This is a genomic window from Xanthomonas prunicola, from assembly GCF_002846205.1.
GTDB classification, from domain to species: Bacteria; Pseudomonadota; Gammaproteobacteria; order Xanthomonadales; family Xanthomonadaceae; genus Xanthomonas; species Xanthomonas prunicola.
Map to the genome: position 1 here is coordinate 399,811 of NZ_PHKV01000003.1, position 24,100 is coordinate 423,910.

The 24,100-nt window shown below is 65.2% G+C and carries 20 protein-coding genes; 8 read left to right on the plus strand and 12 right to left on the minus strand.

The genetic code is table 11. From position 1 onward, the window contains the following. Positions 1 to 15 precede the first annotated feature (15 nt). Both XpruCFBP8353_RS11785 and XpruCFBP8353_RS11790 read left to right on the plus strand, forming a co-directional pair. Positions 16 to 2,211 (plus strand): TonB-dependent receptor, encoded by a 2,196-nt coding sequence (locus XpruCFBP8353_RS11785; protein WP_101363411.1) that lies wholly within the window; start codon positions 16 to 18, stop codon positions 2,209 to 2,211. Positions 2,212 to 2,263: 52 nt separating this feature from the next. Next, complete coding sequence (locus XpruCFBP8353_RS11790) at positions 2,264 to 3,706, plus strand: hypothetical protein (protein ID WP_243391100.1); 1,443 nt, start codon at positions 2,264 to 2,266, stop codon at positions 3,704 to 3,706. A gap of 145 nt (positions 3,707 to 3,851) precedes the next feature. Here XpruCFBP8353_RS11790 and XpruCFBP8353_RS11795 read toward each other — a convergent pair whose 3' ends face one another. Continuing rightward, on the minus strand, positions 3,852 to 4,301 hold the full coding sequence (locus tag XpruCFBP8353_RS11795; protein WP_101363412.1) for a DUF4440 domain-containing protein: 450 nt from the start codon (positions 4,299 to 4,301) through the stop codon (positions 3,852 to 3,854). A gap of 577 nt (positions 4,302 to 4,878) precedes the next feature. Between XpruCFBP8353_RS11795 and katG the strand changes: the two genes are divergently transcribed. Further along, a complete protein-coding gene (katG, locus tag XpruCFBP8353_RS11800) occupies positions 4,879 to 7,125 on the plus strand; it encodes a catalase/peroxidase HPI (RefSeq protein WP_101363413.1) in 2,247 nt (748 codons plus the stop codon). A 112-nt stretch (positions 7,126 to 7,237) separates the two neighbouring features. On the opposite strand, the gene XpruCFBP8353_RS11805 is transcribed toward katG, so the two are convergent. Beyond that, the gene (locus tag XpruCFBP8353_RS11805) at positions 7,238 to 7,645 is read right to left on the minus strand and encodes an RNA-binding S4 domain-containing protein (protein ID WP_101363414.1); all 408 of its coding nucleotides are present in this window, start codon (positions 7,643 to 7,645) and stop codon (positions 7,238 to 7,240) included. Between the two features lie 341 nt (positions 7,646 to 7,986). Between XpruCFBP8353_RS11805 and XpruCFBP8353_RS11810 the strand changes: the two genes are divergently transcribed. Next, positions 7,987 to 9,483 carry an MATE family efflux transporter gene (locus tag XpruCFBP8353_RS11810; RefSeq protein WP_101363415.1) on the plus strand — a complete coding sequence of 499 codons (1,497 nt, stop codon included), beginning with the start codon at positions 7,987 to 7,989 and terminating at the stop codon, positions 9,481 to 9,483. 482 nt (positions 9,484 to 9,965) lie between these two features. Here XpruCFBP8353_RS11810 and rplS read toward each other — a convergent pair whose 3' ends face one another. The 8 genes from rplS to ffh form a co-directional block, all read right to left on the minus strand. Next, the gene (rplS, locus tag XpruCFBP8353_RS11815; RefSeq protein WP_005989873.1) at positions 9,966 to 10,373 is read right to left on the minus strand and encodes a 50S ribosomal protein L19; all 408 of its coding nucleotides are present in this window, start codon (positions 10,371 to 10,373) and stop codon (positions 9,966 to 9,968) included. Positions 10,374 to 10,517: 144 nt separating this feature from the next. Then, on the minus strand, positions 10,518 to 11,276 hold the full coding sequence (gene trmD / locus XpruCFBP8353_RS11820) for a tRNA (guanosine(37)-N1)-methyltransferase TrmD (RefSeq protein WP_101363416.1): 759 nt from the start codon (positions 11,274 to 11,276) through the stop codon (positions 10,518 to 10,520). A gap of 65 nt (positions 11,277 to 11,341) precedes the next feature. Next, on the minus strand, positions 11,342 to 11,854 hold the full coding sequence (gene rimM, locus XpruCFBP8353_RS11825) for a ribosome maturation factor RimM (protein ID WP_101363417.1): 513 nt from the start codon (positions 11,852 to 11,854) through the stop codon (positions 11,342 to 11,344). Between the two features lie 43 nt (positions 11,855 to 11,897). Next, on the minus strand, positions 11,898 to 12,155 hold the full coding sequence (rpsP, locus tag XpruCFBP8353_RS11830) for a 30S ribosomal protein S16 (RefSeq protein WP_101363418.1): 258 nt from the start codon (positions 12,153 to 12,155) through the stop codon (positions 11,898 to 11,900). 109 nt (positions 12,156 to 12,264) lie between these two features. Then, positions 12,265 to 13,062, minus strand: coding sequence for an aminotransferase class IV family protein (locus XpruCFBP8353_RS11835; protein WP_101363419.1), 798 nt, complete (start codon positions 13,060 to 13,062; stop codon positions 12,265 to 12,267). Next, on the minus strand, positions 13,053 to 14,144 hold the full coding sequence (locus XpruCFBP8353_RS11840; RefSeq protein ID WP_101363420.1) for an NAD(P)H-dependent flavin oxidoreductase: 1,092 nt from the start codon (positions 14,142 to 14,144) through the stop codon (positions 13,053 to 13,055). Before XpruCFBP8353_RS11840 ends, XpruCFBP8353_RS11835 begins: the two co-directional genes overlap by 10 nt. A gap of 7 nt (positions 14,145 to 14,151) precedes the next feature. Continuing rightward, complete coding sequence (locus XpruCFBP8353_RS11845) at positions 14,152 to 14,979, minus strand: DUF2314 domain-containing protein (RefSeq protein ID WP_101363421.1); 828 nt, start codon at positions 14,977 to 14,979, stop codon at positions 14,152 to 14,154. Positions 14,980 to 15,233: 254 nt separating this feature from the next. Next, positions 15,234 to 16,610, minus strand: a complete 1,377-nt coding sequence (ffh, locus tag XpruCFBP8353_RS11850; protein WP_101363422.1) for a signal recognition particle protein — start codon at positions 16,608 to 16,610, stop codon at positions 15,234 to 15,236. Positions 16,611 to 16,901: 291 nt separating this feature from the next. On the opposite strand from ffh, the gene XpruCFBP8353_RS11855 reads away from it, so the two are divergent. Further along, the gene (locus tag XpruCFBP8353_RS11855) at positions 16,902 to 17,693 is read left to right on the plus strand and encodes a cytochrome C assembly family protein (RefSeq protein ID WP_101363423.1); all 792 of its coding nucleotides are present in this window, start codon (positions 16,902 to 16,904) and stop codon (positions 17,691 to 17,693) included. A gap of 282 nt (positions 17,694 to 17,975) precedes the next feature. On the opposite strand, the gene XpruCFBP8353_RS11860 is transcribed toward XpruCFBP8353_RS11855, so the two are convergent. Next, on the minus strand, positions 17,976 to 19,025 hold the full coding sequence (locus XpruCFBP8353_RS11860) for an aldose epimerase family protein (protein WP_101363424.1): 1,050 nt from the start codon (positions 19,023 to 19,025) through the stop codon (positions 17,976 to 17,978). A 237-nt stretch (positions 19,026 to 19,262) separates the two neighbouring features. Here XpruCFBP8353_RS11860 and XpruCFBP8353_RS11865 point away from each other — a divergent pair, with 237 nt between their 5' ends. Further along, positions 19,263 to 20,846 carry an alpha-N-arabinofuranosidase gene (locus tag XpruCFBP8353_RS11865; protein ID WP_101363425.1) on the plus strand — a complete coding sequence of 528 codons (1,584 nt, stop codon included), beginning with the start codon at positions 19,263 to 19,265 and terminating at the stop codon, positions 20,844 to 20,846. A gap of 165 nt (positions 20,847 to 21,011) precedes the next feature. Here the strand turns inward: XpruCFBP8353_RS11865 and XpruCFBP8353_RS11870 are convergent, their stop codons facing one another. Then, positions 21,012 to 21,977, minus strand: a complete 966-nt coding sequence (locus XpruCFBP8353_RS11870; RefSeq protein ID WP_101363426.1) for a LysR family transcriptional regulator — start codon at positions 21,975 to 21,977, stop codon at positions 21,012 to 21,014. Positions 21,978 to 22,111: 134 nt separating this feature from the next. Between XpruCFBP8353_RS11870 and XpruCFBP8353_RS11875 the strand changes: the two genes are divergently transcribed. Together XpruCFBP8353_RS11875 and XpruCFBP8353_RS11880 are read left to right on the plus strand one after the other, a co-directional pair. Further along, positions 22,112 to 22,387: a DUF2798 domain-containing protein gene (locus tag XpruCFBP8353_RS11875; RefSeq protein WP_101363427.1), complete on the plus strand. Its 276-nt coding sequence runs from the start codon at positions 22,112 to 22,114 to the stop codon at positions 22,385 to 22,387. 358 nt (positions 22,388 to 22,745) lie between these two features. Then, a complete protein-coding gene (locus XpruCFBP8353_RS11880) occupies positions 22,746 to 24,095 on the plus strand; it encodes a glycoside hydrolase family 16 protein (RefSeq protein ID WP_101363428.1) in 1,350 nt (449 codons plus the stop codon). Positions 24,096 to 24,100 lie beyond the last annotated feature (5 nt).

Consider the following 24,100-nt stretch of genomic DNA (forward strand, 5'->3'; position numbering starts at 1 on the left):
AGGCCCACGGTCCCTATGTTCCTTCGCTCTCGCAGCCCGCGTGCCTCGGCGCTACCCGCCGCCTGGCTCCTCAGCGTCGCAGCGGCAGCAGCCTTGCACCCGGGCAACGCCATCGCAGCGCAGGGATACGACCCCAACGCGCGTACGCTGGACGCGATCAATGTCCAGGCAGAGTCTCTACCCACGCCCCTGCTGCCCACCGCCGGTCGACTCGGCCTGTCGCCGGCACAGACACCGGCCACACTCGATGCGATCGATGCCGACACCATGCAAGCGCGTGGAGTGCAGAGCGTCGAGCAGGCGGTGACCACCCTGCCCGGCATCACCAGCGGCGGCTCGCCAGGCAATCTATCCACCCTGACGATGCGCGGTTTCAGCGGCGACCAGATCACTATGCTGCACAACGGGCTTTATCTGGGACCGTCGAGCATGACCACACGCCCGCAGAACAGTTTCAATCTGCAGAGCGTGGAAGTGCTCAAGGGGCCGGCATCGGTGATCTACGGACAAGGCGCGATCGGCGGCGTGGTCAACGTGATCGACAAGCAACCGAGCTTCGACACGCCCAGCTACGATGGGCTCGCCGGCGTCTCGCGCTTCGGTGGCCGGCAAGCAGGACTTGGCGGTGGTGGCCGCCTCGACGACAGCGTGGCCTATCGCGCCGATATCAGCCGGGTATCTTCGGACGGCTTCGTGCACGCCACCGGCTCGGACACGCTCAATGTCAGTGCCGCGCTGCTCTGGCGACCCAGCGCCACGCTGCGCGCGCAAGTATCAGTGGACTACGCCAACGACCATCCCAGCACCTATTTCGGCACGCCATTGAGACCCGACGCCGCTGCACGTGCGCCGCTGCACGACGCGCTGCGCAGCTCCGATGGCCTGGTGGTGGATGCGGCCCTGCGCCGTAACAACTACAACGTCGTGGACGCAGACATCGCCTCGCGCCAGCTGTGGCCGCAGGCCTGGCTGCTCTGGTCGCCGAACCAGACCATCAGCGTTCGCAGCCTGCTCTATGCCTTCGACGCCTCGCGCCGTTGGGTCAATGCCGAAAGCTACGCCTACAACGCCAGCAACGGGCGGATCGATCGCGACCGTTTCGTCGTCTTCCATCGCCAGCATCTGTGGGGCAACCAGACCAGCGTAACGATCGACCAGCCGGTGAGCGGGCACGCCAATCGACTGGTGGTCGGGCTGGACTACAACCAGATGCAGTTCGTGCGCGAGCGCGGCTTTCCCGATGGCGACAGTGTCGATATCGATAGGCTGGGACCGAGCGGTGTCTTCGGCGAGCGTCAGCGGCGACGCAGTCCGACCCGCTGGACCAATACCGCGCTGTTCGTGGAAGACGCGCTGGACCTGGATGCACAGCTGAAACTGGTGCTGGGCGGGCGCTGGGACTCGCTGGATCTGGACCGTCGCAACTTCACCGCGGACGGCCAGCTTCAGGCCGCCACCAGCTTTTCGCGGCATTACCGGCCGAACAACGCCCGGGTCGGGTTGGTATACGCGCTGACCCCGACGGTGACGCCCTACATCTCCTACACCACCGGCAGCGATCCGCCTGGTTCCAATCTCTTGCTGGTCAATGCCGGCGAAGACTTCGGACTCAGCACATCGCGTCAGTACGAAGCCGGCATCAAGGCCTCAAGCAAGGATCAGCGCACCAGTGCCACCCTGGCGCTGTACGACATTCGCCGCGACAACATCCTGAGCCTGACGGCCCAGGACATGCTCAGCAACATCGGGGCCCAGACCTCGCGCGGGATGGACCTTTCGGCCTCGGCCAGACTCACCGAACAATGGGCAGTGGACGCCAATCTGGCTGACACCGACGCCCGCTACCGCGACTTCATCGACAGCAGCACCGGTCACGACGTCTCCGGCAATCGCCCGCCCAATATTCCGGGCACCGTCTTCAACCTCTGGACCCATCTGGATGCGGTCGGCGCGTTGCCGTTGGAACTCGGGCTCGGCCTGCATGGCGTGGGCAAACGCTACGGCAATACCGCCAACACGTTGCAGCTGGAGCACTACGCGTTGACCGATATCTATGCCACCTATCGGCTGACCCCATCGGTGGCGCTGACACTGCGTGCAGACAATCTGTTCGACAAACGCTACGTGCAGTGGGCCGACATCTCCTATCCCCAACAGGTGATGCTGGGCCAACCGCGCAGTTACGCGCTTAGCCTGCGTGCCACGTTCTAGCCGGCGCCTATGGGCGCATCTGGCATGGCTGCATCGGTGGTTCGGGGTCGCAGTGTGCCTGGCGTTTGTGGTGTGGTTCAGCAGCGGCATCGTGATGCTGTTCGTGCCGTTCCCCTCCCTGCCCGATAGCGCCCGTCGCGCCGGGAGCGAACCGCTGGTGCTGGCACAGGTCAAGATCGCGCCGGCCATGGCCCTGGCGGCCAGCGGCGGCGGCGACGGCATGCGCTTGATCTCGGTCGCCGGGCAGCCGCGCTATGTGGTCGATGGCGCCATCTCTGTGCGCAGCATCGATGCGCACAGCGGAGTCCAGCTCGGCCTGCTGAACAGCACACAGGCACGCGAGGTCGCTACGCGCTTCGCCCATGCACGGGTGCGCCGGCTGGTCGGGCCACTGCAGGTGGACCAGTGGAGCGTGCACCAGCATTTCGATACCTGGCGTCCGTTTTACCGCGTCGAGCTGGACGATGCCGCAGGGACCGAGCTGTACGTGTCCGCCCGCAGCGGCGAGGTGATGCAGCGCACCCGCGCCAGCGAACGGCGCTGGAATTGGCTGGGCGCGATTCCGCACTGGCTGTATTTCACCGTGCTGCGCCACGACGTCGGCACCTGGGATCGCACGGTCTGGTGGGTGGCGCTGGCCGCCTTGATCGGCGCGATGTCCGGAACCTTGCTCGGCCTGTATCGGACATGGCAGATCCGCATGCACCAGCGGGCGGGCTGGTCGGCATTTCGTGGCGTGCTGCGCTGGCACCACGGACTCGGCCTGGGCGGCGCGGCGATCGTGCTGGTGTGGATCTTCAGCGGCTGGCTGTCGATGGATCATGGCCGGCTGTTTTCGCGTGGGCAGCCGTTGCCGCAAGCGGTACAGCGCTACGCGGCGGCCTCGCTGCAAAAAGCGCTGGCGGGCGTCGCACCCGGCGCACTCCAGCCACTGGATCGCAGCGGCGAGATCGCGTTCAGCGTCGTCGGCGGACAGGCATGGGCAAGTGGCCGCGGCGGCGGGGTCGCCAGCGCCACCTTGGCGTTGTCCGGTCTGTCCGCAGCGCGCATGTCGGCGCAGGCACGCCGCGCCGCGATTCTCGCCGCGGCGGCCAAGACATGGCCACTGGCGGCCGATCCCGACCATAGCGACGCGCAACACGATGATGCCTTGTACCGTGAGGCCGACGCCATTCCCGACGATGCCCTGCGCCTTGCACTGGCAAGGCCGCAGGACGCAGCGCTCTACGTCGACGCGCAGACCGGCCGGCCACTGCTACAACTGGATGCAAGCCGCAAGGCCTATGCCTGGTTGTACTTTGCGCTGCACACCACCCGCCTACCAGGCCTGAGCACCCATTCGCGGCTGCGACTGGCGTTGCAACTCACCTTGCTGGCGATCGGCTGGTGTCTGAGCATGACCGGCGTCATCCTGGCCTACAGAAGGCTGCGTGCCAGCGTACGGCCGCGCGCTGCATTGCGCGTCCTCCGCCCAAGACGCATAGCGGAGCACTGAGACGGCTTGGCGCCGCTAACAAACCGTAGCGGGCAGACGCCAAATGGGCGTGGACAGTGCGCGCAGAACCGGGGTGGCAGGGGCATGCACATTCCGGGCGCCGGCCACGCTCGCCTGGCGGCGAACGCTGTCGTTTGTCAGCGCCCTAGACGCCTTCCGACGCGCGCGAGGAGTGGTGCCCGGTGATCAACCACTGCCCCTCGATCTCCTCGAAGGTGAACAAAAAGCGGGCGTTCACTGGTTCGGACACGCCATTGCGAACGAACACGAAGGTATACAAGCCACCGATCACCACCGTGCCTAATTTGGAGCTCACCCGCTTTTTCTGCACGGTGACGCCGCAACTTAAGCCATCGACCGCCAGGAAGGACTCGAAATAAGTGCGTCGGTCTTCATACCGGCCACGGATATCGTCCGACAGCGTGGGCACCAGGATCGCGTCGGCCGCGTACAACGCGAGCAAGGCATCGATATCGCGCCTGCCCACGGTTTCCGCCCAGCGCAGCAGCACCTTGCCTGCCTCGGTCAGGCAATAGGCAGCAGTGCGTGCGGGGGCAGAGCTTTGGGGAGTGTCAGCAACGGCATTGGCAGTCATGGGAGTTTCTCTTAGCGGCGTCGTGAAGCGGGCAAGCGAGATACGCCTGGCGCATATGTTACAAAATAACAAATGCGCCGACGCGATGCGTCGGCGCGCTACTTTGGCCCGCGCGTCGTGCCCTCGCCGCCGGTGGCGCAGGGATATCAGCCGTGTGCAGCATCCTCACTCGCCCCTCGCACGCCGGCCGCTTGCGCGCGTTTCCTGTCGCTGCCGATCGCGTTGCACGCGCAGATATGTGAAGCAGGATGTTGAATCGAATGAAAGCGGCATGCTGCAATCGACGCGCGAATGCTGCGGAAGCCGCAGACCCATAGCTAAAAGCTATCGTAGCGGTCATATCATTCTAATTCCTCTAACCGAAAGGACGGCTTATCGTGCCTGCGTTGATGCAGTAGAGCCGACTGGCCTGCTCGCCCGGATCGCCGTCCTTCCCGCCACCTCCCACCGCTGCGCACCGCAACAGGAATCAGATCGCTGCGCATCGCAATCCTCTCTTTCACGTCTCTGTTCGTCTCGCACGCGCCGGCCGCATGGGCGCGCTGCTCCCCAAGTGCCACCGCACACAGGTACAGCCATGACCACCGAAGCAAAGTGCCCGTTCAATCACGCCGTCGTCGGTACCGGAACCACCAACCGCGATTGGTGGCCCAAGCAGTTGCGCGTGGACCTGCTCAGCCAGCATTCGAGCAAGTCCAACCCGCTGGGCCAGACCTTCAATTATGCCGAGGCGTTCAAGCGCATCGATCTGGCCGCGCTCAAGCAGGAACTGCGTGCGCTGATGACCGACTCGCAGGACTGGTGGCCGGCCGACTTCGGCCATTACGGTCCGCTGTTCGTGCGCATGGCCTGGCATAGCGCCGGCACCTACCGCATCGGCGATGGGCGTGGCGGCGGCGGTCGCGGCCAGCAGCGCTTCGCACCGCTCAATAGCTGGCCGGACAATGTCAGCCTGGACAAGGCGCGCCGCCTGCTGTGGCCGATCAAGCAGAAGTACGGCCAGGCGATCTCCTGGGCCGACCTGATGATCCTCACCGGCAACGTCGCGCTGGAAAGCATGGGCTTCAAGACCTTCGGCTTTGCCGGTGGCCGCGAAGACACCTGGGAACCGGATCAGGACCTGTACTGGGGCCGCGAAACCAAGTGGCTGGGTGGCGACGAGCGCTATTCGCGTGGTTCGCCCGGCGTGGACGAAGCGCACGGCGTGCTGGTGAAGGACGACGACAGCGAAGTGCCGCACACCCGCGATCTGGAGAACCCGCTGGCCGCCGTGCAGATGGGCCTGATCTACGTCAATCCGGAAGGCCCGGACGGCAAGCCCGACCCGGTCGCCGCCGCGCGTGACATTCGCGACACCTTCGCACGCATGGCGATGAACGACGAAGAGACCGTGGCGCTGATCGCCGGCGGCCACACCTTCGGCAAGACACACGGCGCCGGCCCGGCCGACAACGTCGGTGCCGAACCGGAAGCCGGCGAGTTGGAGAGCCAGGGCCTGGGTTGGCACAACCGCTACGGCAGCGGCAAGGGTGCCGACACCATCACCAGCGGCCTGGAAGTCACTTGGACCACCACCCCGGCGCAGTGGAGCAACGACTTCTTCGACCATCTGTTCAAGTTCGAGTGGGAACTGAGCAAGAGCCCGGCCGGCGCGCACCAGTGGGTGGCCAAGAGTGCCGACGCCATCATTCCCGACGCCCACGATGCATCAAAGAAGCATCGGCCGACCATGCTGACCACGGATCTGGCGCTGCGTTTCGACCCAGCCTATGAGGCCATCTCGCGTCGCTTCCACGAACACCCCGACCAGTTCGCCGACGCGTTCGCCCGTGCCTGGTTCAAGCTCACCCACCGCGACATGGGCCCGCGCTCGCGTTACCTGGGGACCGAGGTGCCGAGCGAAGAATTGCTGTGGCAGGACCCGGTGCCGGCCGTCGACCACCCGCTGGTTGATGCGCAGGACGCCGCCGCCCTCAAGCAGACCATCCTCGACTCCGGCCTGAGCGTGGCGCAGCTGGTGTCCACCGCGTGGGCATCGGCATCGACCTTCCGCGGCTCGGACAAACGTGGCGGCGCCAATGGCGCACGCATCCGTCTGGCACCGCAGAAGAATTGGCAGGCCAACCAGCCCGCGCAGCTTGCACAGGTGCTGGGCACGCTGGAGCGCGTCCGGGCCGACTTCAATGGCGCGCAGTCGGGCGGCAAGCAGATCTCGCTGGCCGACCTGATCGTGCTTGCCGGTAATGCCGCGGTCGAACATGCCGCACAGGCCGCTGGTCACAGCGTCACCGTGCCGTTCGCACCCGGCCGCACCGATGCCTCGCAGGAGCAGACCGATGTCGAATCGTTCGCCGTGCTGGAACCGGTGGCCGATGGCTTCCGCAACTACGCCAAGCAACGCTATGCAGTGCCCGCGGAGGCATTGCTGATCGACAAGGCACAGCTTCTGACGCTGACCGCGCCCGAGTTGACCGTGCTGGTCGGCGGCCTGCGCGTGCTCGGCGCCAATGTCGGCGACTCCAGCCATGGCGTGTTCACCACCCGCCCCGGCGTGCTGAGCAACGACTTCTTCGCCAACCTGCTCGACATGCGCACCGAGTGGAAGCCCACGTCGGAGGCGAAGGATCTGTACGAAGGTCGCGATCGCAGCACCGGCGAACATCGCTGGACCGGCACGCGTGTGGATCTGGTGTTCGGCTCCAACTCCATCCTGCGTGCGGTGGCCGAGGTCTACGCCAGCGCCGACGCACAGGAGAAGTTCGTGCACGACTTCGTTGCCGCCTGGACCAAGGTGATGCAGCTGGATCGTTTCGATCTGGCATAAGCACCTTCACTCACATGCCGCTGCACAACGCATGTGAGTGAGCACCGCAACACGAACGCCCCGGCTGATCGGGGCGTTTGCGTTTGCAAGGTTTGCTCACCGCAGCTGCGCGCTACAACGCGTCGATATCGCCCAGTGCAGTGATCAGCCGGCGCGCGCGCTTGTCCGGCTTGCCCTCCGGCGCACGATAGCCAGTGCGCTCGGCAGCGCGCTGTAGGCGCCATTGCGCGCGGGCTTCGCGCGAACCATCGCTTTCAACATACAGCGCCTGTGCGACCGGCGCCGGGCCGCGTACATCACTGAGCGCGGCAACGGTGATCTCGAAGATTTCGCCGCCGCGGTCGATACGCAACTGCTCGCCGCTGCGCAGCGTGCGCGATGGCTTGGGACGCTGCCCGGCGACATCCACCTTACCCGTCTCCACTGCGTTCTTGGCCAGGCTGCGTGTCTTGAAAAAGCGCGCCGCCCACAGCCAGACGTCCAGCCTGACCGTTGTCGTCTGTTCCTGCTCCAGATTCATGCGTCTCGCGGTCTCGTGTCGTGCGTTGGCTCGCGCAGCACATCGTGGGATGCGCGCAAGCACTGCGATCTTTCGGAACGCCGGCGTGGCGGCCGGCGTGGTCGGCGACGATGGTTTGCGCCAAAACCGATGTTTGGGCAGTGGCTGCGGAACTCAAGCGGCTAGAACCAGAAGCGTCCTCGAAGAGGCGCGGCGACACTGCGCTGGCTACCTTCAGCCCCAACAGCCAGGCCAGCCGATCCTGGCACCGGTCCTGTTGCATTGCAGCCGCATGCACCGTGCATCCGGGCTCACCCGCGCAATGCTAGTGTGCGCACCTTCTGCGCCACGATACGACTGCGATGCCCAAATCCGCTGTCCTGACCGAAGGCCCGATCGGCAAGAACCTGCTGTTGTTCGCACTGCCGATCATGGCCGGCAACATCGCCCAGTCGCTCAACGGCTCGGTCAACGCGATCTGGATCGGCCGCTATCTCGGCGAAGAAGCGCTGACCGCGGCGGCCAATGCCAACAGCATCATGTTCTTCCTGATTGGCTCGGTGTTCGGCATCGGCATGGCCTCGACCATCCTGATCGGCCAGGCGATGGGCGCGCGCGACATCGCCCAGGCGCGCAAGGTCATGGGCACCAGTGCGAGCTTCTTCGGCGGACTGTCGGCCGTGATCGCGGTGCTCGGCTGGTATCTGGCACCGCACCTGCTCGCTGCGATGGGCACGCCGGCTGCCTCGCAAGCGCTGGCGGAAGACTATCTGCGCGTGATTTTCCTGGCGATGCCGACGCTGTACCTGTTTGCTTTCCTGTCGGCGGCATTGCGCGGCACCGGCGACGCACGCACACCGTTCCGTTTCTTGTTGCTGTCGGTGCTGCTGGATATCGTGTTCAACCCGTTGCTGTTGTTCGGCATCGGCCCGTTTCCGGCACTAGGCATTGCCGGTGCGGCCTGGGCCACGTTGATCGCGCAAGTCGTCGCACTCGCCGGGCTGCTGATTTATCTGCGCAAAAAACGCCATGTCTTGTGGCTGGGCCGGAACGACCTGCGCCTGTTTCTCATCGACACCACCATCTTGCGCGCTCTGATCGTCAAGGGCGTACCGATGGGCTTACAGATGGTGATGATCTCGCTGTCGATGATCGCCATGCTGTCGCTGGTCAACAGCTTCGGTACCGAAACCGCTGCTGCGTTCGGCGCTGGGCTGCAGCTGTGGAACTACGTGCAAATGCCGGCAATGGCGGTGGGTGCCGCCTGTTCGACGATGGCCGCCCAGAACGTCGGCGCCGGTCTGTGGCCGCGCGTGGATGCCGTCGCGCGTACCGGCATCGCCGCCAACTTCTTGATGACGGGCCTGCTGATCGTGCTGCTGATCTTGTTCGATCGCTGGACCCTGGCCCTGTTCCTGCCCGAAGGCAGCGCCACGCTGGAGATCGCGCGACACCTCAACCATATCGCGATCTGGTCGTTCCTGCTGTTCGGTGTCAGCTTCGTGGTCTCGGGTGTGGTGCGCGCCACCGGCGCGGTGATTCCGCCGTTGTTGATTCTGGCGTTTTCGCTGTGGGGCGTGCGCGTGCCGCTGGCCAACGTCCTGCTGCCGCATCTGGGCGCCGACGCGGTGTGGTGGAGCTTTCCGATCAGCTCGACCTGCTCGATGCTGCTGTCGCTGGGGTATTACCGCTGGGGCGGCTGGCGCAAGGCACGCATGCTGGCCACGCCCACCCACCCGTCCGAACTGGCAGCGGCGGCCGAAGTACCAGCGCATCCGGCATCACCGGTCGCCGACCCGGCCCCGCTCACCGTCGTGCCAGGCGCACAGCAACCGCTACCGCAGGCGCCGCAGCGTTAGCCGCGGTTGCTGCAGGCGTGCGAATGGATTCCGGGAGCTGCACTCCCTGCGCCAGAGCACGACTAGCAATCCAGCGTCAGCAGCTGAGGACGCGCCCATCCAAGCTCGAACTCGTCGTGAGGATCTGCGCGTGGTGCGGTTCTGAAAGACGCTAGCGAGGTCTTGCGTATCGGCGCGACGAATACCTGCAATCCACAACGGTCTTCTGACGTTGATCCAACCAGACCGGCAACAACCACATAGCAAGCGAGCGTCGACTTGGCGCGCATCGAGTGCCGGGAATCGTCGCAAAACCAAGCGCACTGCGGACAACACCGACCGCTCTCGCCCGCGAACGTGCGCTCGCTTCACAGACTCCGTCAACGCCAGTCGCGATTGGCACGACCCCACGTCAGAACCGCTGGGACATGCCTTCCCACACACGCAAACAGCCGCCCGAAGGCGGCTGTTTGGCAGTGGCGGGGCAACCCCGCCAGTGTGACTTACTCAGCCTTGGCAGCAGCCTGGCGCGCGGCCTTGGCCTGTGCAGCAGCGGCCAGATCTTCCTTGATGCGGGCAGCCTTGCCTTCCAGACCACGCAGGTAGTACAGCTTGCCGGCGCGCACCTTACCGCGGCGCTTCACTTCGACCGAATCGATGATGGCGCTGTGGGTCTGGAATACGCGCTCGACGCCGAAGCCGTGCGAGATCTTGCGCACGGTGAAAGCGGAGTTCAGACCGGCATTCTTGGTCCCGATCACGACGCCCTCATAGGCCTGCACGCGCTCGCGGTTGCCTTCCTTCACCTTGACGTTCACCACAACGGTGTCGCCCTGGTTGAATTCCGGCAGCTTGCGCTGGATCTGGGCGGCTTCGAAGTCAGCCAGGATGGTCTTGTTGAGTTTGCTCATGATGGGCACCGCGTGTCTGGTGATATTGGACCGGCAGTCGCCGCACGGCGATTGCTCGAGGTTCGTAAGAGGGCCAGACGCAAGGCTGGCCAGCAAGCCGCATATTGTACCCCAATCAATCTAGCAAGAGCTAGGGGTGAGCCCTTATTTCTCGTCGCCCGGGACGAGTTCGCGGCGAAACTCGTCCAGCAGACGGCGATCGTTCTTGTCCAGCCCCGTCTCGTCGAGCAGATCCGGGCGACGCAACCAGGTCCGGCCCAGCGACTGCTGCCGGCGCCAGCGCGCAATTGCCGCGTGATTGCCCGAACGCAGCACATCGGGCACATCGCCCCATGCGTGGCTGGCCGGATGGCTGTAGTGCGGGCAATCCAGCAGCCCATGCGGCCCTTCGAAACTGTCCTGCGCAGCAGATTCGGCGTCGTTCAACACCCCGTCCTGCAAGCGCGCCACCACATCCACCACCACCGCAGCGGCCAACTCGCCTCCGGACAACACGTAGTCGCCGATGGAGATTTCCATATCCACCGCCTGCGCCAGGAAGCGCTCGTCCACCCCCTCGTAGCGCCCGCACAGCAGCACCATGCGTGGCAACTGGGCCAGCTCACGCGCAAGCTCCTGTGTGAGCGGGCGCCCCTGCGGACTGAGGTAGATCACCGGTGCCGGCCGCGCGTCTGCGGCTTGCGCCGCATCCAGGCAGGCCCGCAATGGCTCGATCAGCATCACCATGCCGGGCCCGCCACCGAATGGACGGTCGTCCACGCGGCGGTAGTTGCCCTGCGCATGCTCACGCGGATTCCAGCCCTGCAATTCCAGCAAGCCACGCTCCTGCGCGCGCCCGACCACGCCGAACGCCGCGCATTGCGCGATGAACTCGGGGAACAAGCTAATGACGTCGATGCGCACTGGAGAATCGGGGATCGGGATTGGGGAATGGGTAGAGCAAGCGCAGAGCCGAAGCGCCGCTTTGATCAGAAATCCGGATCCCAGTCGACCACGATCAGATTGGCCTCGAAGTCCACGGATTTGACGAAATCCGGAAACACAAACGGAATCATGCGCTCGCGATCGCCACGCACGACCACCACGTCATTGGACCCAGTGGAGAACAGGTGCGACACCGTGCCGAGCTTGACGCCCTCGACGGTCTCCACCTGCAACTCTTCAAGATCCACCCAGTAATATTCATCGGGTCTGGGTGGCGGCAGCGCACTGCGCGCGACGTAGATTTCAGTCCCGTGCATGGCTTCAACCGTGTCACGGTCGGTGACGCCGGGGAACACCGCAATCAGATTCTTGCCCTGGTCGCGCCCACGCACGCCGCTGATCAAAGACTCCTGTCCCGACGGCGCGCGCACGATCCACGGTTGGTACCGGAAGATCGCACTACGCGGCTCGGTCCAGGATTCGAGCTTCAGCTCGCCCTTGACACCAAAAGCGCCGACAACCCTGCCTAACAGGATGCGGCGCTCGGTCTGCTTCATCTGCGTCGACTCTGGGCCGGGTGGCGACACCCAGCCCTCAAGATCAGGCCGCGACGGCCTGGGACTTGGCTTCGCGATACAGGTTGCGCACCTTGTCGGTCAGCTGCGCACCGTTGCCGACCCAATGGTCGACGCGGGCGATGTCCAGCACAATGCGCGGTTCTGCGCCCTGCGCAACCGGGTTGTAGTAACCCAGACGCTCGATGTTGCGGCCGTCGCGCGCGCTGCGCACGTCGGTCACGATGATGTGGTAGAACGGACGCTTCTTGGCGCCGCCGCGGGTCAGTCGAATCTTGACCATGGTGTCGTTTTCCTGAGTTGCCCAATCGCCAGAGTGGCGCGGTAAGCCGGCGATTATAACGGGCTCCGGCGGCGAAGCCAAGCCACCCGATGCCAGCACACCGGATCGCTCAGATCGCTTGCCAGACATGGGTTTGCAGGGCCCTCTCCAGCAGCGGCAACTGGGCGGCATGCGGCCCCCAGCGCGCCGGCCCCAGCGCCACGATGGCCTGCTGTCCACGCGCATTGCAGGCGAATGCGCCGTCGAAACGCTCCAGTTCGCCCAGCTCCACCGGGCGGCTGATCTGGGCGATACCCAGCGTCTTCAGCCCGGACTGCAGCAACTGCTGCCGGGTCCCCAGCAGTGCCGGCCCCTGCGGCCAGACCAGCCCGCCGCGCTCCCACAGGCCCAGATTCCAGAATGCGCCCTCCAGCACCCTGCCCTGCCGGTCCTGTAGCACCACATCGTCGTGGTCGGCCTGCATGGCCAACCGGCGCAGATGCAGGAGCGGGAACGTGCCGACATGCTTGAGTTCCGGCCGCTCGCGCATGTAATCGGTCACCTGCACGCGCAACCCGGTCGCGGGCATGTCGGCCGGCGGCGAGATGGCGACCAGCACATCCAGTGCGACCTCGCGCAACGGGTTGCGGAAATCGTAGTCGGGCGCGAACACGGTGACGCGCAGACTGGCATCGGCCATGGCCGATGCGAGCAGCGCAGCGCGCATCTGCGCCCGCAGCTGGTCTGCTTCCAGCTCCTGGCCGAACAGCGCGCGACTGCCTTCCTGCAGGCGCTGCAGATGCAGCTCCAGCCCCAGCGTGGCGCCGTCGCGCACCTGCAGCGTGGTGAAGTGGCCGTAGTTGATCAGCGCGGCAGCGCCGAGCTGTTGCGCGCTGGCCGGAGCGCCATTGCAGAAGATCAGCGACATAGCAGCGCCTGCGCCTGTCTCCACCACTGCGCGACCAGTTCGCCGGCCGGCTGGGCTGGCGCCATCCATGCGGATTGGCCCGCCCAGGCCTGCATCGCTGCCAGCCGGTTGTCGCGCGCCGCTGCCTGGCGCATCGCTGCGGTCAACCCGCGCTGCACCGGATAGGGCGCAGGCGGCGGCGCATCCGGTGCAGCGGCGGCTCGCACGTAGGGCGTGAGCAATGCCCGCCCCAGGCGCCCGGAAAACGCGCGGGTTGGCTGGGTCTGTTCCGGCTCGGCGGCCGCCAGTGCATCGGCCCAGGCGCTTGGCAGCGCCGCTTCGGGCGTCCGTAGGAAGCCGGTGCCGATCTGCACTGCGCTCGCGCCCAGCGTCAGCGCTGCGGCAATGCCACGCGCATCGGCAATGCCACCGGCAGCGATGACCGGGATGTCGAGATGATCGACCAGACGCGGCAACAGCGCAAATAGCCCGGTCATCTGTAGCGCCGCGCGACCGGTATCGAACGCACCGCGATGACCACCGGCTTCGGCACCTTGCGCGACCACCGCATCGGCGCCTGCCGCCTGCGCCGCCAGCGCTTCCTCCAAGGTGGTGGCGCAGGCGAACCAGGCGATGCCAGCACTTTTTAGACGTGCCACCTGATCGGACCGAAATACACCCATGATCGAGGACGCAACCGCTGGGCGCGCAGTGAGCAAGGCATCGAATTGCGCATCGAAAGCGGCAGGCGCTGCATCGCCTGCAGCCTCCGGCACCTGCGGCCCCCACTGCGCAAGAAACGCACGCAGGCGAGCTTCGGCAGCCGCATCACGCGCAGGCGCCGGGTCGGGAATCCACAGATTGACTTGCGCAGGTGCTGCGCTGGCCTCGCGAAATGCCGCCATCCACGCCACGATGTCCTGCGGCTGCGACAACACCGCCCCCATCGCGCCCATACCGCCGGCATTGGCGACAGCGGCCGCCAGCGGCACCGGGCAGGCGCCGGCCATGGGGCTGAGCAGGAGCGGGATGCGCAAGCCGAAGCGCTCGCAGAAGCGGGCGACGCGTGCGTACGGGCCATCCAACCGGAGCGAGTGTGTCATGACGACCTCAGCGATGGCCTTCGAGCAGTTGCACGATCCTGGGCCACTGCATCTGCCGCGCCAGATCCAGCGCGGTTTTTCCCGAGGGTGTGCGCAGCGACGCATCCGCGCCGTGCTTGAGCAGCAGTGAGACCGGCTGGTAATTTCCGGCCAGGGCGTCGCGCTGCAGGAGCGTCCAACCGGCATCGTCGCGGAAATGCACCACGTCGGGCTGGTCGCGCAGACCCTCGTCGAACTTGGCGCCCATGTTCTCGCTCATCGGATGCTCGCACTCGGACGGATCCTGCTCCGCTGCAGTGGGCCGAGCCGGCTTGCTGCCGAACAGCTTGCCCAACAAGCCGCCTTCGCGCTCCTGTACGCGCGCAGGCACCAGGCGCACTGCACCCGGACCACCGAAACCCAGGCCCCATGCAGCATCGTGTTCGGCGCGTTCGCCCTGCGGCATCGTGCGACGCATCGCGTCGATGGTATGGCCGCCATAAGCCAGCCCATCGATGACGTACATCCAGTCTTCCAGTTCGCCGATCGGCGCAGAGACAGCGTCGCCGGCGGCCAGCCCCGAGATCCATGCCGGGTCATTGAGCAGGCTGCCGGACAACTGGTCGCCGTCGAACTGCACGTCCGATACCCACATGTGCTCGTGCGAAGGCGCACTAACCGCCGATGCGTCGGTGGCAAACGGTAATTTGATCGCTGCCAGGGACAACGCCGGCACGATCCGACGATATTCCCACGACAGTTCGCGCCAGAAATACTTGAACGTCGTGCGTGCATCGGCATACGCCGCCAACATCGCAGCGTCGTCCTGGGCGGGATACATCCGGCTTTCGGTCATCTGTCCATCTCGAAGGCGACCCGCGCGCCACGCGTCGAAAACCGCAGGGCTGCGGCAAGATCTGGCCAATGGCGCGCAGCCTGGCACCTAACTCGGAAGGTCTTCGCTTCAACGGCTGGCATGGCGATTTTCAATCGACCACCGCACCGTCCAACTGATGCGTCTCGGCGTGGTCGCAACGCCCAGGCACGCATCACGCAAGTGCGCCGCGCATCAACGCGATGCATCCGGCGCACATGCGCAGCCCGTCAGACTCACCGGAACGGCATACCGCCGCGGCCGCCCATGGCGCCCATCATCCCCTTCATGTTGCGCATCAGGCCCTTCATGCCGCCGCCGGCCAGTTTGCCCATCATCTTTTCCATCTGCTGGTACTGCTTCATCAGCTTGTTGACGTCGGCCGGCAACATGCCCGAACCACGGGCGATGCGGGCGCGGCGCGAGCCGTTGAGCAGGGCCGGATTGCGACGCTCTTTCTTGGTCATCGAATTGATGATCGCGATCATGCGCGGCACTTCCTTGCCGGTGACCTGCTGCTTGACGTTGTCCGGGATCTGGCCCATGCCCGGCAGCTTGTCCATCAGCCCATGGATGCCGCCCATGTTCTGCATCTGCTCGAGTTGTTCCTTCATGTCGTTGAGGTCGAACTTCTTGCCCTTGGCGACCTTGGCGGCGAGCTTGGCGGCCTTTTCCTGGTCGACGCTGTGCTCGACCTGCTCCACCAGCGACAGCACGTCGCCCATGTCCAGGATGCGGCTGGCCACACGGTCGGGGTGGAACACGTCCAGGCCGTCGGTCTTTTCGCCGGTACCGACGAACTTGATCGGCTTGCCGGTGATGTAGCGCACGCTCAGCGCGGCGCCGCCACGGGCGTCGCCGTCGGTCTTGGTCAACACCACGCCGGTCAGCGGCAGTGCCTCACCGAACGCCTTGGCCGTGTTGGCCGCGTCCTGGCCGGTCATCGCATCGACCACGAACAGGGTTTCGGTGGGGCTGATCGCGGCGTGCAGCGCCTTGATCTCCTCCATCATCGCCGCATCGATGGCCAGGCGGCCGGCGGTATCGACCAGCAACACGTCGGCGAAGGACTTGCGCGCATCGCTGATGGCGGCGCGCACGATGTCCACCGGCTTCTGCGCGGCGTCGGAGGGGAAGAACAGCACGCCGACCTGTTCGGCCAGGGTCTTGAGCTGCTCGATCGCGGCCGGGCGATAGACGTCGGCCGAGACCACCATGACCTTCTTCTTGCGCTTTTCCTTCAAGTGCTTGGCGAGCTTGCCGACCGTGGTGGTCTTGCCCGCACCCTGCAGACCGGCCATCAGGATGATCGCCGGCGCCGGCACGTTGAGATTGAGGTCGGCAGCGGCTGCGCCCATCACGGCGGTCAGCTCGTCGCGCACGATCTTGATCAGCGCCTGGCCCGGGGTCAGCGACTTGAGCACTTCCTGACCGACCGCGCGCACCTTGATACGCTCGATCAGCGCCTGCACCACCGGCAGCGCCACGTCGGCTTCGAGCAATGCGATGCGCACTTCACGGGTGGCTTCGCGGATGTTCTCCTCGGTCAGGCGGCCGCGGCCGCGCAGGCGCTCCATGGTGCCGGAGAGACGTTGGGTAAGGGACTCGAACATGCGCAAGGGACCGCGTAAGGGGAAACGGGCATCGATTATAGCGGCACCGGCTGACGGCCTGCCCCGGCGAGCCGCCGCCCGCGCCAACCTGCCCTACCCGGCCTAGGCAACGCGTCCAAGCCGGTCTGGCTGAGCAGCCGCTAGCCCAATCGGGGCTAGGTCACACCCAACTCCACGGGCGCTCCGCTGCCAGGCGCCGCCTCACCTCTCTCGCGACCCGCGGCTTCCGCTTTCCGAATGCCAATTCTGGAATCCCCAATCCCTGCCCCACCAATATGCGAAACTTCTACGATGACAATCGTTCTCATCGCGTTCGCCCTGTATCTGCTGGCCACGGCACTGCTCACCCGGGCGGTGTTGCGCGATGGCAATCAGGCGCCTGCGCGCTGGCTGGCGCCCGCATTGGCCGCGGTAGTGCTGCACGCCGGTTACCACGTGCTGGTGGCCGTGCGCACCGCTGGTGGGCCCGACATGCATTTCTTCGCGGCGCTGTCATTGTGCGGGCTGGGCATGGCTGCGCTGACGGCAGTGTTTGGTGGCCGCGGGCGGATGGCGGCGGTGGGCGTGGTGGTGTTTCCGCTGTCGGCGATTCTGCTGGCCTGCTATCACGCCTACGGCCACGAGCCCAGCTCGGACCTGGGCTGGCGGCTCGAATTGCACGCGTGGCTGGCCTTGCTGGCCTACGCCACGCTGGGCATCGCGGCGCTGCTGGCGATCATGCTGTGGCTGCAGGAACGCGCGCTGCGTCGGCGCGATTTCCACACCTGGCTGCGCGCACTGCCGCCGTTGACCGAGCTGGAAACGCTGCTATTCCGCACGATCACGGTGGGCTTTGTGCTGTTGAGCCTGACCCTGCTGACCGGCCTGTTGTTCGTGCAGGATTTCCTGGCACAGCGGCTGCTGCAGAAGACCGTGCTCAGCATCCTGTCGTGGATCGTGTTCGGGGCGCTGCTGATCGGCCGCTGGCGCAATGGCTGGCGCGGCAGCAAGGCGGTGCATTGGACGCTCACCGCGATGGCGCTGCTGGTGCTGTCGTTCTTCGGCAGCAAGTTCGTGATCGAGCTGGTGCTGGGGCCGCGCTAAGCATGGCGTGAACAGAGCGGCGTCGCTGCTGTCGAAGTCGACGTTGGCCAGATGCACCCCCCGCATTCGGCGCATCCTGGCTGACGTGATAGCGCCGCGCAGGCGCGCCCATGACTCGATCTTCTACGGGCCGCTAGGGGCACCCAAGGCCGCTGGCACCTCAGGCAGAGGGCGACCGGAAAGCTCGTCACTTTATAGCTCACAACGCAATCAGCGGAATCGGGTTGCGCGTGCCCGCACGACACAGCCCAGCCAGCTCCTTGTCCTAAAGAATCTCTCACGTCACGCATCCAGCGCGGCACGCACGGCGTCCCAGGGTTGGTCCTGCCCCGCACTGGCGAAGTGGTAGCTGATGCGGCGGCGGTAGGTTTCGCCAGGCCGCAGGATCGTCGAAGGGAAGTTGCCGTGATTGGGCGCGTCCGGATAGTCCTGCGGCTCCAGGCATACGCCACGCCCCAGTCCCGGATGATGTGCGTCCAGATGTTGGCCTTCATACAACTGCACCGCGGGGGCATCGCTGCGGATGCGTAGCGCCACGCCGCTGTGCGGCGAATACAGCTCGGCAACGCAGTCCGCATCGGCGGCCAGCACCAGGCACTGATCGTAACCCTTGCCGAGAACGATCTGTGGATGGGCCAGATCTGTGTTGTCGGCGAGCGTAGCAGGCTGGCGGAAATCGAATGGCGTACCGGCCACCGACGCGATCTCGCCAGTGGGGATCGATTCGACATCTACCGGCAGGTAGCGATCGGCCGGCACACGCAGCACTTGCGCTGCGGCACGCAGCTGCGGGTCGCCGGACAGATTGAAATATGGATGATGGGTAAGGTTCAACACAGTGGTGGCATCGCAGTGCGCTTCGAAGTCCAGCTGCAGGCTCAGCCCCTGAAGCTGCAGGCTCGCCCGCACTTGCAGATTGCCGGGGTAGCCCTCTTCGCCATCGGGTGAGTCGTAGCCCAGCACGACGCAATCGGGCGCCTGCTCCAGCACGCTCCATACGCGTCGCCCGAAACCGCGCAGCCCGCCATGCAACTGGTTGCGCCCTTCATTGGCCGCCAGCACGTGGGTGACGCCGTCCAGCGTATAACGCGCACCGGCGATGCGGTTGCCGAAGCGGCCCACCAGGATGTTGAGACTGTCGCCATCGGCGGCGTAGGCAGGCAGATCCGGCAAGTTCAGCAGCAACGGCACCACTGCCTGTGCGGTGGTCAACTGCAGCGTATGCAGGATGCCGCCGTAGGTGAGCACTTCCGCCTCGAGACCGGCCCCGCCGCGTAGCGTGAGCGCGTGAATCTCGACACCGTCTGGCAACTGCCCGAACACTCGCTGCATGGATCGTCCTGCCGATGAGGGAAGCCCGCGAGCATAGCCGCACGACGCGGCTGCCGGCCATGCTGCTGCGCACATCCTGGCTAACGAGCGACGACGGCGGCCCAGCGACTGCCGCGTTCGCCTGCAATGGTCGCGCTGCAGCAATACAAAGTGCCATCACCCGCACTACGCTAACAGCGCGCTGCCCCTCGCAGCAGCACCCGCCCGACTACCGACCAGCACAGGAGCACCGACCCGATGCAGTGGATTTCCCTCGCGTTGCGGACATCGCGCAGGCAGCTGTTGAACGCCGCTTTCGTCGCCGCGTCACTTGCCAGCGCGCCAGCCGCCTTGGCTGCCGACGTCAAAGTCAGCGGCACCTTGCGCGTGGATCAGCCCGGCGCGCAGGTGTCGCGACAACTGTTCGGCCAATTCGCCGAGCATCTGGGCACCGGCATCTATGGCGGCGTGTGGGTGGGCGAGGAGTCGCCGATTCCCAACACGCGCGGCTATCGCAACGACGTGGTCGCCGCATTGAAAGCCATCGCCGTGCCCAACATCCGCTGGCCCGGCGGCTGCTTCGCCGATGAATACCATTGGCGCGATGGCGTGGGCACGCCGGCCAGGCGCCCGATCAGGGTCAACACGCATTGGGGCGGCGTGGAAGAGTCCAATCGTTTTGGCACGCACGAGTTTATGGATTTCACCGAATTGCTCGGCACCCAGGCCTATATCGCTGGCAACGTGGGCGATGCTGCGCCGGAAGAGATCGCGCAGTGGGCCGAATACATGACCGCGCCGACACGCTCGAGTCTGGCCAACGAGCGCCGCGCCAATGGCCGCGACGCGCCCTGGCAGGTCCCCTATTTCGGCGTGGGCAACGAGTTGTGGGGCTGCGGCGGCAATATGCGCGCGGAGTACGCGGCCGATGTGTTCCGTCGCTACCAGACCTTCGTCAAGTCGCCAGCCACCCAGAAGATCCTCAAGATCGCTCCTGGCCCGAGCGATGACGACTACCACTGGACCGAGGTGATGATGCGCGAAGCCACCAAGTTCATGGATGGGCTGAGCATGCATTACTACACCATTCCCGGGGGCTGGCCGCCGCGTGCCTCTTCGACCACGTTCGACGAAGCCGCATGGATCCAGACGCTGTCGCGCACGCTGGTGATGGACGAGCTGATCACCAAGCACAGCGCGATCATGGACAAATACGACCCAGCCAAGAAAGTGGCCTTGGTCGTTGACGAATGGGGCACGTGGTACGCGCCGTTGCCCGGCACCAATCCTGGCTTCCTGCAGCAGCAGAACAGCCTGCGCGACGCGCTGGTGGCCTCCCTCAACCTGGACATCTTCAGCCAGCATGCCGAGCGCGTGCGCATGGCCAACATCGCACAGATGGTCAACGTGCTGCAGGCGATGATCCTCACCGATGGCGACAAAATGGTGCTGACGCCGACCTATCACGTGTTTGCACTGTACAAGCCCTACCAGGACGCCACCCACTTGCCGATGCAATTGCAAACACCGGAGTACCGTCATGGCGACACGCATGTGCCCGCAGTGCACGGCTCGGCGGTCAAGGCGAAGGACGGGAATGTGTATGTTGCGCTGACCAACCTGGATGCAAGCATGCCCGCCTCCGTCAGCGTGGACGTGCAAGGGCTGTCTGCACGCCGTGTCGATGGGCAGATTTTGACCGCGCCGGCGATCACTGCACACAACACCTTTGCGCAACCACGCGTCGTCGAGCCGAAGACGTTCAACGGTGCCCGTCTGCAAGCGACGGTGTTGACGGTCGCGCTGCCTGCGCACTCGGTGGTGATGCTCAAGCTGCAATGAGCCCGCCATCGCAGGCGTGTCGCCCTGGGAGCAGGTAACGAACCGACTGCGCGACCACCACGCAGGCCAGGCCGGTGCTCGACATCATCATGTAACGCGCGCCCACGAAGTGAGCGCGCCATCCACGCCCGCCTGGCCGTCGCTGGCCATGTCTGGTTGGCCGACCTAGACGGATGTGGGTGCCGATGCCGGCAGCGCGTCCGGCTCTGCGAGCCGCCACTCTGGCGGCAGGCGTTCGAGTAGATGCGCCATGAAGGCACGCACCTTCGGAGTGAAGTCGCGGCGGTCGGCCACGCAGAGGTAGATCCGCAGCGGCTCCGGTAAGGCCTGCGTGGTGCTGCCCGGATCGGAGACAACCAGCGGCTGCAGCTCGCCGCGCTGCAGGTAAGGCTGCACGACATAGGCGGCCAGGCGCGCGATGCCGCCACCGGCAGCGGCCATGGTGGCGAGCGCATCGATATCGTCGCTCACCATCGCCTTGCCCAATTCCGGCTGGAAACGCACGCCATTGCGCACGAAATTCCACGGCAGGCAGCGTCCGTCGACCGGGTAACGCAGCAACAGGCAATCGTGATACTTCAAGTCGTCCGCGCCCTGCGGCATCCCGTAGCGCGCCAGATAATCGGGCGCAGCGCAGATCACCATCGGCACCTGGGCGATGCAACGTGCCACCAGGCCATCTTCGAGTTGCGCCTCGATCCGCAGACTGACATCCACGCTTTCCTGCGCATGCTGCACGGCACGGTCGGTGCATAGCAGCTCGATCTCCAGCTGCGGGTAACGCTGCCGCAGCGCAGGCAGCATCGGTGCGAGCACGTGACGTGCGAATGCAGCGGTGCTGGCCACGCGCAATCGCCCCGCCGGCGCATGCTGCGGGCCGGCCACCAGCTGGCGTGCACGCTCCAGGTCGCGCTCCAGCTGCCTCACCTGTTCGAAGTACAGCGCGCCGCGCTCGGTCAGCGCCAGGCTGCGGGTGGTCCGGTGCAGCAGGCGCACGCCCAGGTGGTGCTCCAGCCGCGCAATGTTCTGGCTGACCGCAGCGGCGCTGACGCCCAGCAACTTGGCCCCACCGGCAATGCTTCCCGCATCGACGGTACTGACAAAACTGCGAATCGACTGAAGAATATTCATTTGATGGACAAGTATTCCCTGGCGATTCGTAAGATCTTCTTACGTAAGCCGCAAGGTTACGCCATCTACCCGGCCTGCGACCCGCATCCTAGAGTTGCACCACGCCGCTGATTCGCGGCAAGCGAGGTCACCGCATGTCGTCATCCCCACCCTCCTCCGCACTGGCGCGCCCACGCTGGAAACTCGGTGTCCGCGCCACTCCGTTCGTGTTTGCGTTTTACATGGCCGCGATCATGGCGCTGCTGATGTGCATCGTGATTACCGGCGCCAACACCGGCCTGACGCCAGGGTTCGGGTGGCGCGTCCTGGACGCCTACCGCATCGCAATGCCCACTGCGTTCTGCTGCGTGCTGGTGGTGCGGCCGCTGGTGGTCCGCCTGGTTGCGTGGACGGTGCATGCGGGGCATTGAGCAACGCTGGTGGTCGCCAGATGCATGAGGCCCACGGGATTGTCTACGAGTACCGCGCCCGGATGTCCTGAGCGCGCTGCAACCGCTTCCATGCGTCCTCGACAAGCTCCGGGCTTTGCTGGGTGTACGCAAGCGCGCCGATTGGAGGCAGCACCAGCCGCGAGCATTGCCGATCGCACCGGGCTGCTGCCGCGCAACATGCAGCAGCCGACGTTTGCGACTGGCGTCATACCATTGATGGAGTATTCCGGAATGAACACCACGAAACGGAGTCAGATCGAACAATTGCTTTGACTCTGAACCAAGCGCTGCGCAGCGTCGCTACTCCACGGACACCGGTCCATCCTTGGAGATACGCATGAGCGTCGTACGCCGCGTCACCGTACAGTTCGCTGTTGTGCTGGGCATCGCACTGACACCTTGTGTGCACGCGCAGACCCTGGTGTGGGAAGACAACTTCAACGGGCCATCCATCGACGGCACCAAGTGGACCTACGACGTCGGCAACGGGTGTCAGATCGGCTTGTGCGGCTGGGGTAATGGCGAAATGCAGTACTACACCAGTCGCCCCGACAACGCGCGCATCGAGAACGGCCGGCTGGTGATCGAAGCGCGCCGCGAAGCGTTCGGCGGCATGCCCTTCACCTCTGCGCGGCTCAAGACCGAAGGCCGCATGCATTTCAAATACGGCACGCTCGAAGCGCGCATCAAGACGCCGATCGTCGGCAATGGGCTATGGCCGGCGTACTGGATGCTGGGCACCATCGGTGTATGGCCTGGGCGTGGCGAAATCGATCTGATGGAAGCCGGCATGGCCGCGGCGATCGCCAACGGCACCGCAAATCGCCGGATCGGTGCGGCCGTGCATTGGGACTACAACGGCTCGCAAGCCGACTACGACACCAGCTACACCAGCCCGGTGAATCTACATAACGATTTTCATGTGTATCGCATGACCTGGGACCCGCAGTTCATCCGCGTCTCGATCGACGGGCAGCAGTATTTCGAATTTGCGATTTCCAATATCGAAGGCGCCTCGTTGCACGAATTCCATCAGCAGCAGTATCTGCTGCTCAATCTGGCGGTGGGGGGCACCTATACCGGGGTGACCTCACCGGCCGCAGTCACCGCGCCGCTACCGGGCAAGATGGAGGTCGATTACATCCGCCTGTATCAGAACCCAGGGTCGCAGTTGTACGTGGGTGCGCAACATGCGGTGCCTGCTGGGCGATTTGGCGTGTTTACCGAACAAACCGATATCAGCGCGCGGCTGACCTTCGGCCAGGATGCCGAGCTCTATCTATGGAATAACCTCATCCCGATTGCGCAGGCGCCGTTCGAGGGCGGCAGTGTCATGGCGTACCGCGCCAATGCCGGCGCGTGGTTTGGGTTAGGCATCCAGAGCGACTATCGCAATCTCGCAGCGTATGCCGGCGGTGCGTTGAAACTGCAGGTCAAGACCACCACGCCATCGACATTCAAGATCGGCATCAACACCAGCTTTGGCGACAGCTGGGTGGATTTTGCGGCCGGTGGCAACCAGTACGGACTGGTGCGCGATGGCGCCTGGCACGAGGTGAGCATCCCGTTCAGTGCGTTCTACGATTTAGATCTGCAGGCGGTCAAACAGCCCTTCATGCTGGTGGCCGATCCGCCGGCTGCACCGGTGGAAATCGCCATCGACAAGGTGTATTACCAGAGCCGTTGATGAAG

What these genes read in the sequence shown, in the direction of transcription:
- XpruCFBP8353_RS11785 (WP_101363411.1), top strand. Translation starts at nt 16, where the DNA reads ATGTTCCTTCGCTCTCGCAGCCCGCGTGCCTCGGCGCTACCCGCCGCC.
- XpruCFBP8353_RS11795 (WP_101363412.1), bottom strand. Translation starts at nt 4,301, where the DNA reads ATGACTGCCAATGCCGTTGCTGACACTCCCCAAAGCTCTGCCCCCGCA.
- katG (WP_101363413.1), top strand. Translation starts at nt 4,879, where the DNA reads ATGACCACCGAAGCAAAGTGCCCGTTCAATCACGCCGTCGTCGGTACC.
- XpruCFBP8353_RS11805 (WP_101363414.1), bottom strand. Translation starts at nt 7,645, where the DNA reads ATGAATCTGGAGCAGGAACAGACGACAACGGTCAGGCTGGACGTCTGG.
- XpruCFBP8353_RS11810 (WP_101363415.1), top strand. Translation starts at nt 7,987, where the DNA reads ATGCCCAAATCCGCTGTCCTGACCGAAGGCCCGATCGGCAAGAACCTG.
- rplS (WP_005989873.1), bottom strand. Translation starts at nt 10,373, where the DNA reads ATGAGCAAACTCAACAAGACCATCCTGGCTGACTTCGAAGCCGCCCAG.
- rimM (WP_101363417.1), bottom strand. Translation starts at nt 11,854, where the DNA reads ATGAAGCAGACCGAGCGCCGCATCCTGTTAGGCAGGGTTGTCGGCGCT.
- rpsP (WP_101363418.1), bottom strand. Translation starts at nt 12,155, where the DNA reads ATGGTCAAGATTCGACTGACCCGCGGCGGCGCCAAGAAGCGTCCGTTC.
- XpruCFBP8353_RS11835 (WP_101363419.1), bottom strand. Translation starts at nt 13,062, where the DNA reads ATGTCGCTGATCTTCTGCAATGGCGCTCCGGCCAGCGCGCAACAGCTC.
- XpruCFBP8353_RS11840 (WP_101363420.1), bottom strand. Translation starts at nt 14,144, where the DNA reads ATGACACACTCGCTCCGGTTGGATGGCCCGTACGCACGCGTCGCCCGC.
- XpruCFBP8353_RS11845 (WP_101363421.1), bottom strand. Translation starts at nt 14,979, where the DNA reads ATGACCGAAAGCCGGATGTATCCCGCCCAGGACGACGCTGCGATGTTG.
- ffh (WP_101363422.1), bottom strand. Translation starts at nt 16,610, where the DNA reads ATGTTCGAGTCCCTTACCCAACGTCTCTCCGGCACCATGGAGCGCCTG.
- XpruCFBP8353_RS11855 (WP_101363423.1), top strand. Translation starts at nt 16,902, where the DNA reads ATGACAATCGTTCTCATCGCGTTCGCCCTGTATCTGCTGGCCACGGCA.
- XpruCFBP8353_RS11860 (WP_101363424.1), bottom strand. Translation starts at nt 19,025, where the DNA reads ATGCAGCGAGTGTTCGGGCAGTTGCCAGACGGTGTCGAGATTCACGCG.
- XpruCFBP8353_RS11865 (WP_101363425.1), top strand. Translation starts at nt 19,263, where the DNA reads ATGCAGTGGATTTCCCTCGCGTTGCGGACATCGCGCAGGCAGCTGTTG.
- XpruCFBP8353_RS11870 (WP_101363426.1), bottom strand. Translation starts at nt 21,977, where the DNA reads ATGAATATTCTTCAGTCGATTCGCAGTTTTGTCAGTACCGTCGATGCG.
- XpruCFBP8353_RS11875 (WP_101363427.1), top strand. Translation starts at nt 22,112, where the DNA reads ATGTCGTCATCCCCACCCTCCTCCGCACTGGCGCGCCCACGCTGGAAA.
- XpruCFBP8353_RS11880 (WP_101363428.1), top strand. Translation starts at nt 22,746, where the DNA reads ATGAGCGTCGTACGCCGCGTCACCGTACAGTTCGCTGTTGTGCTGGGC.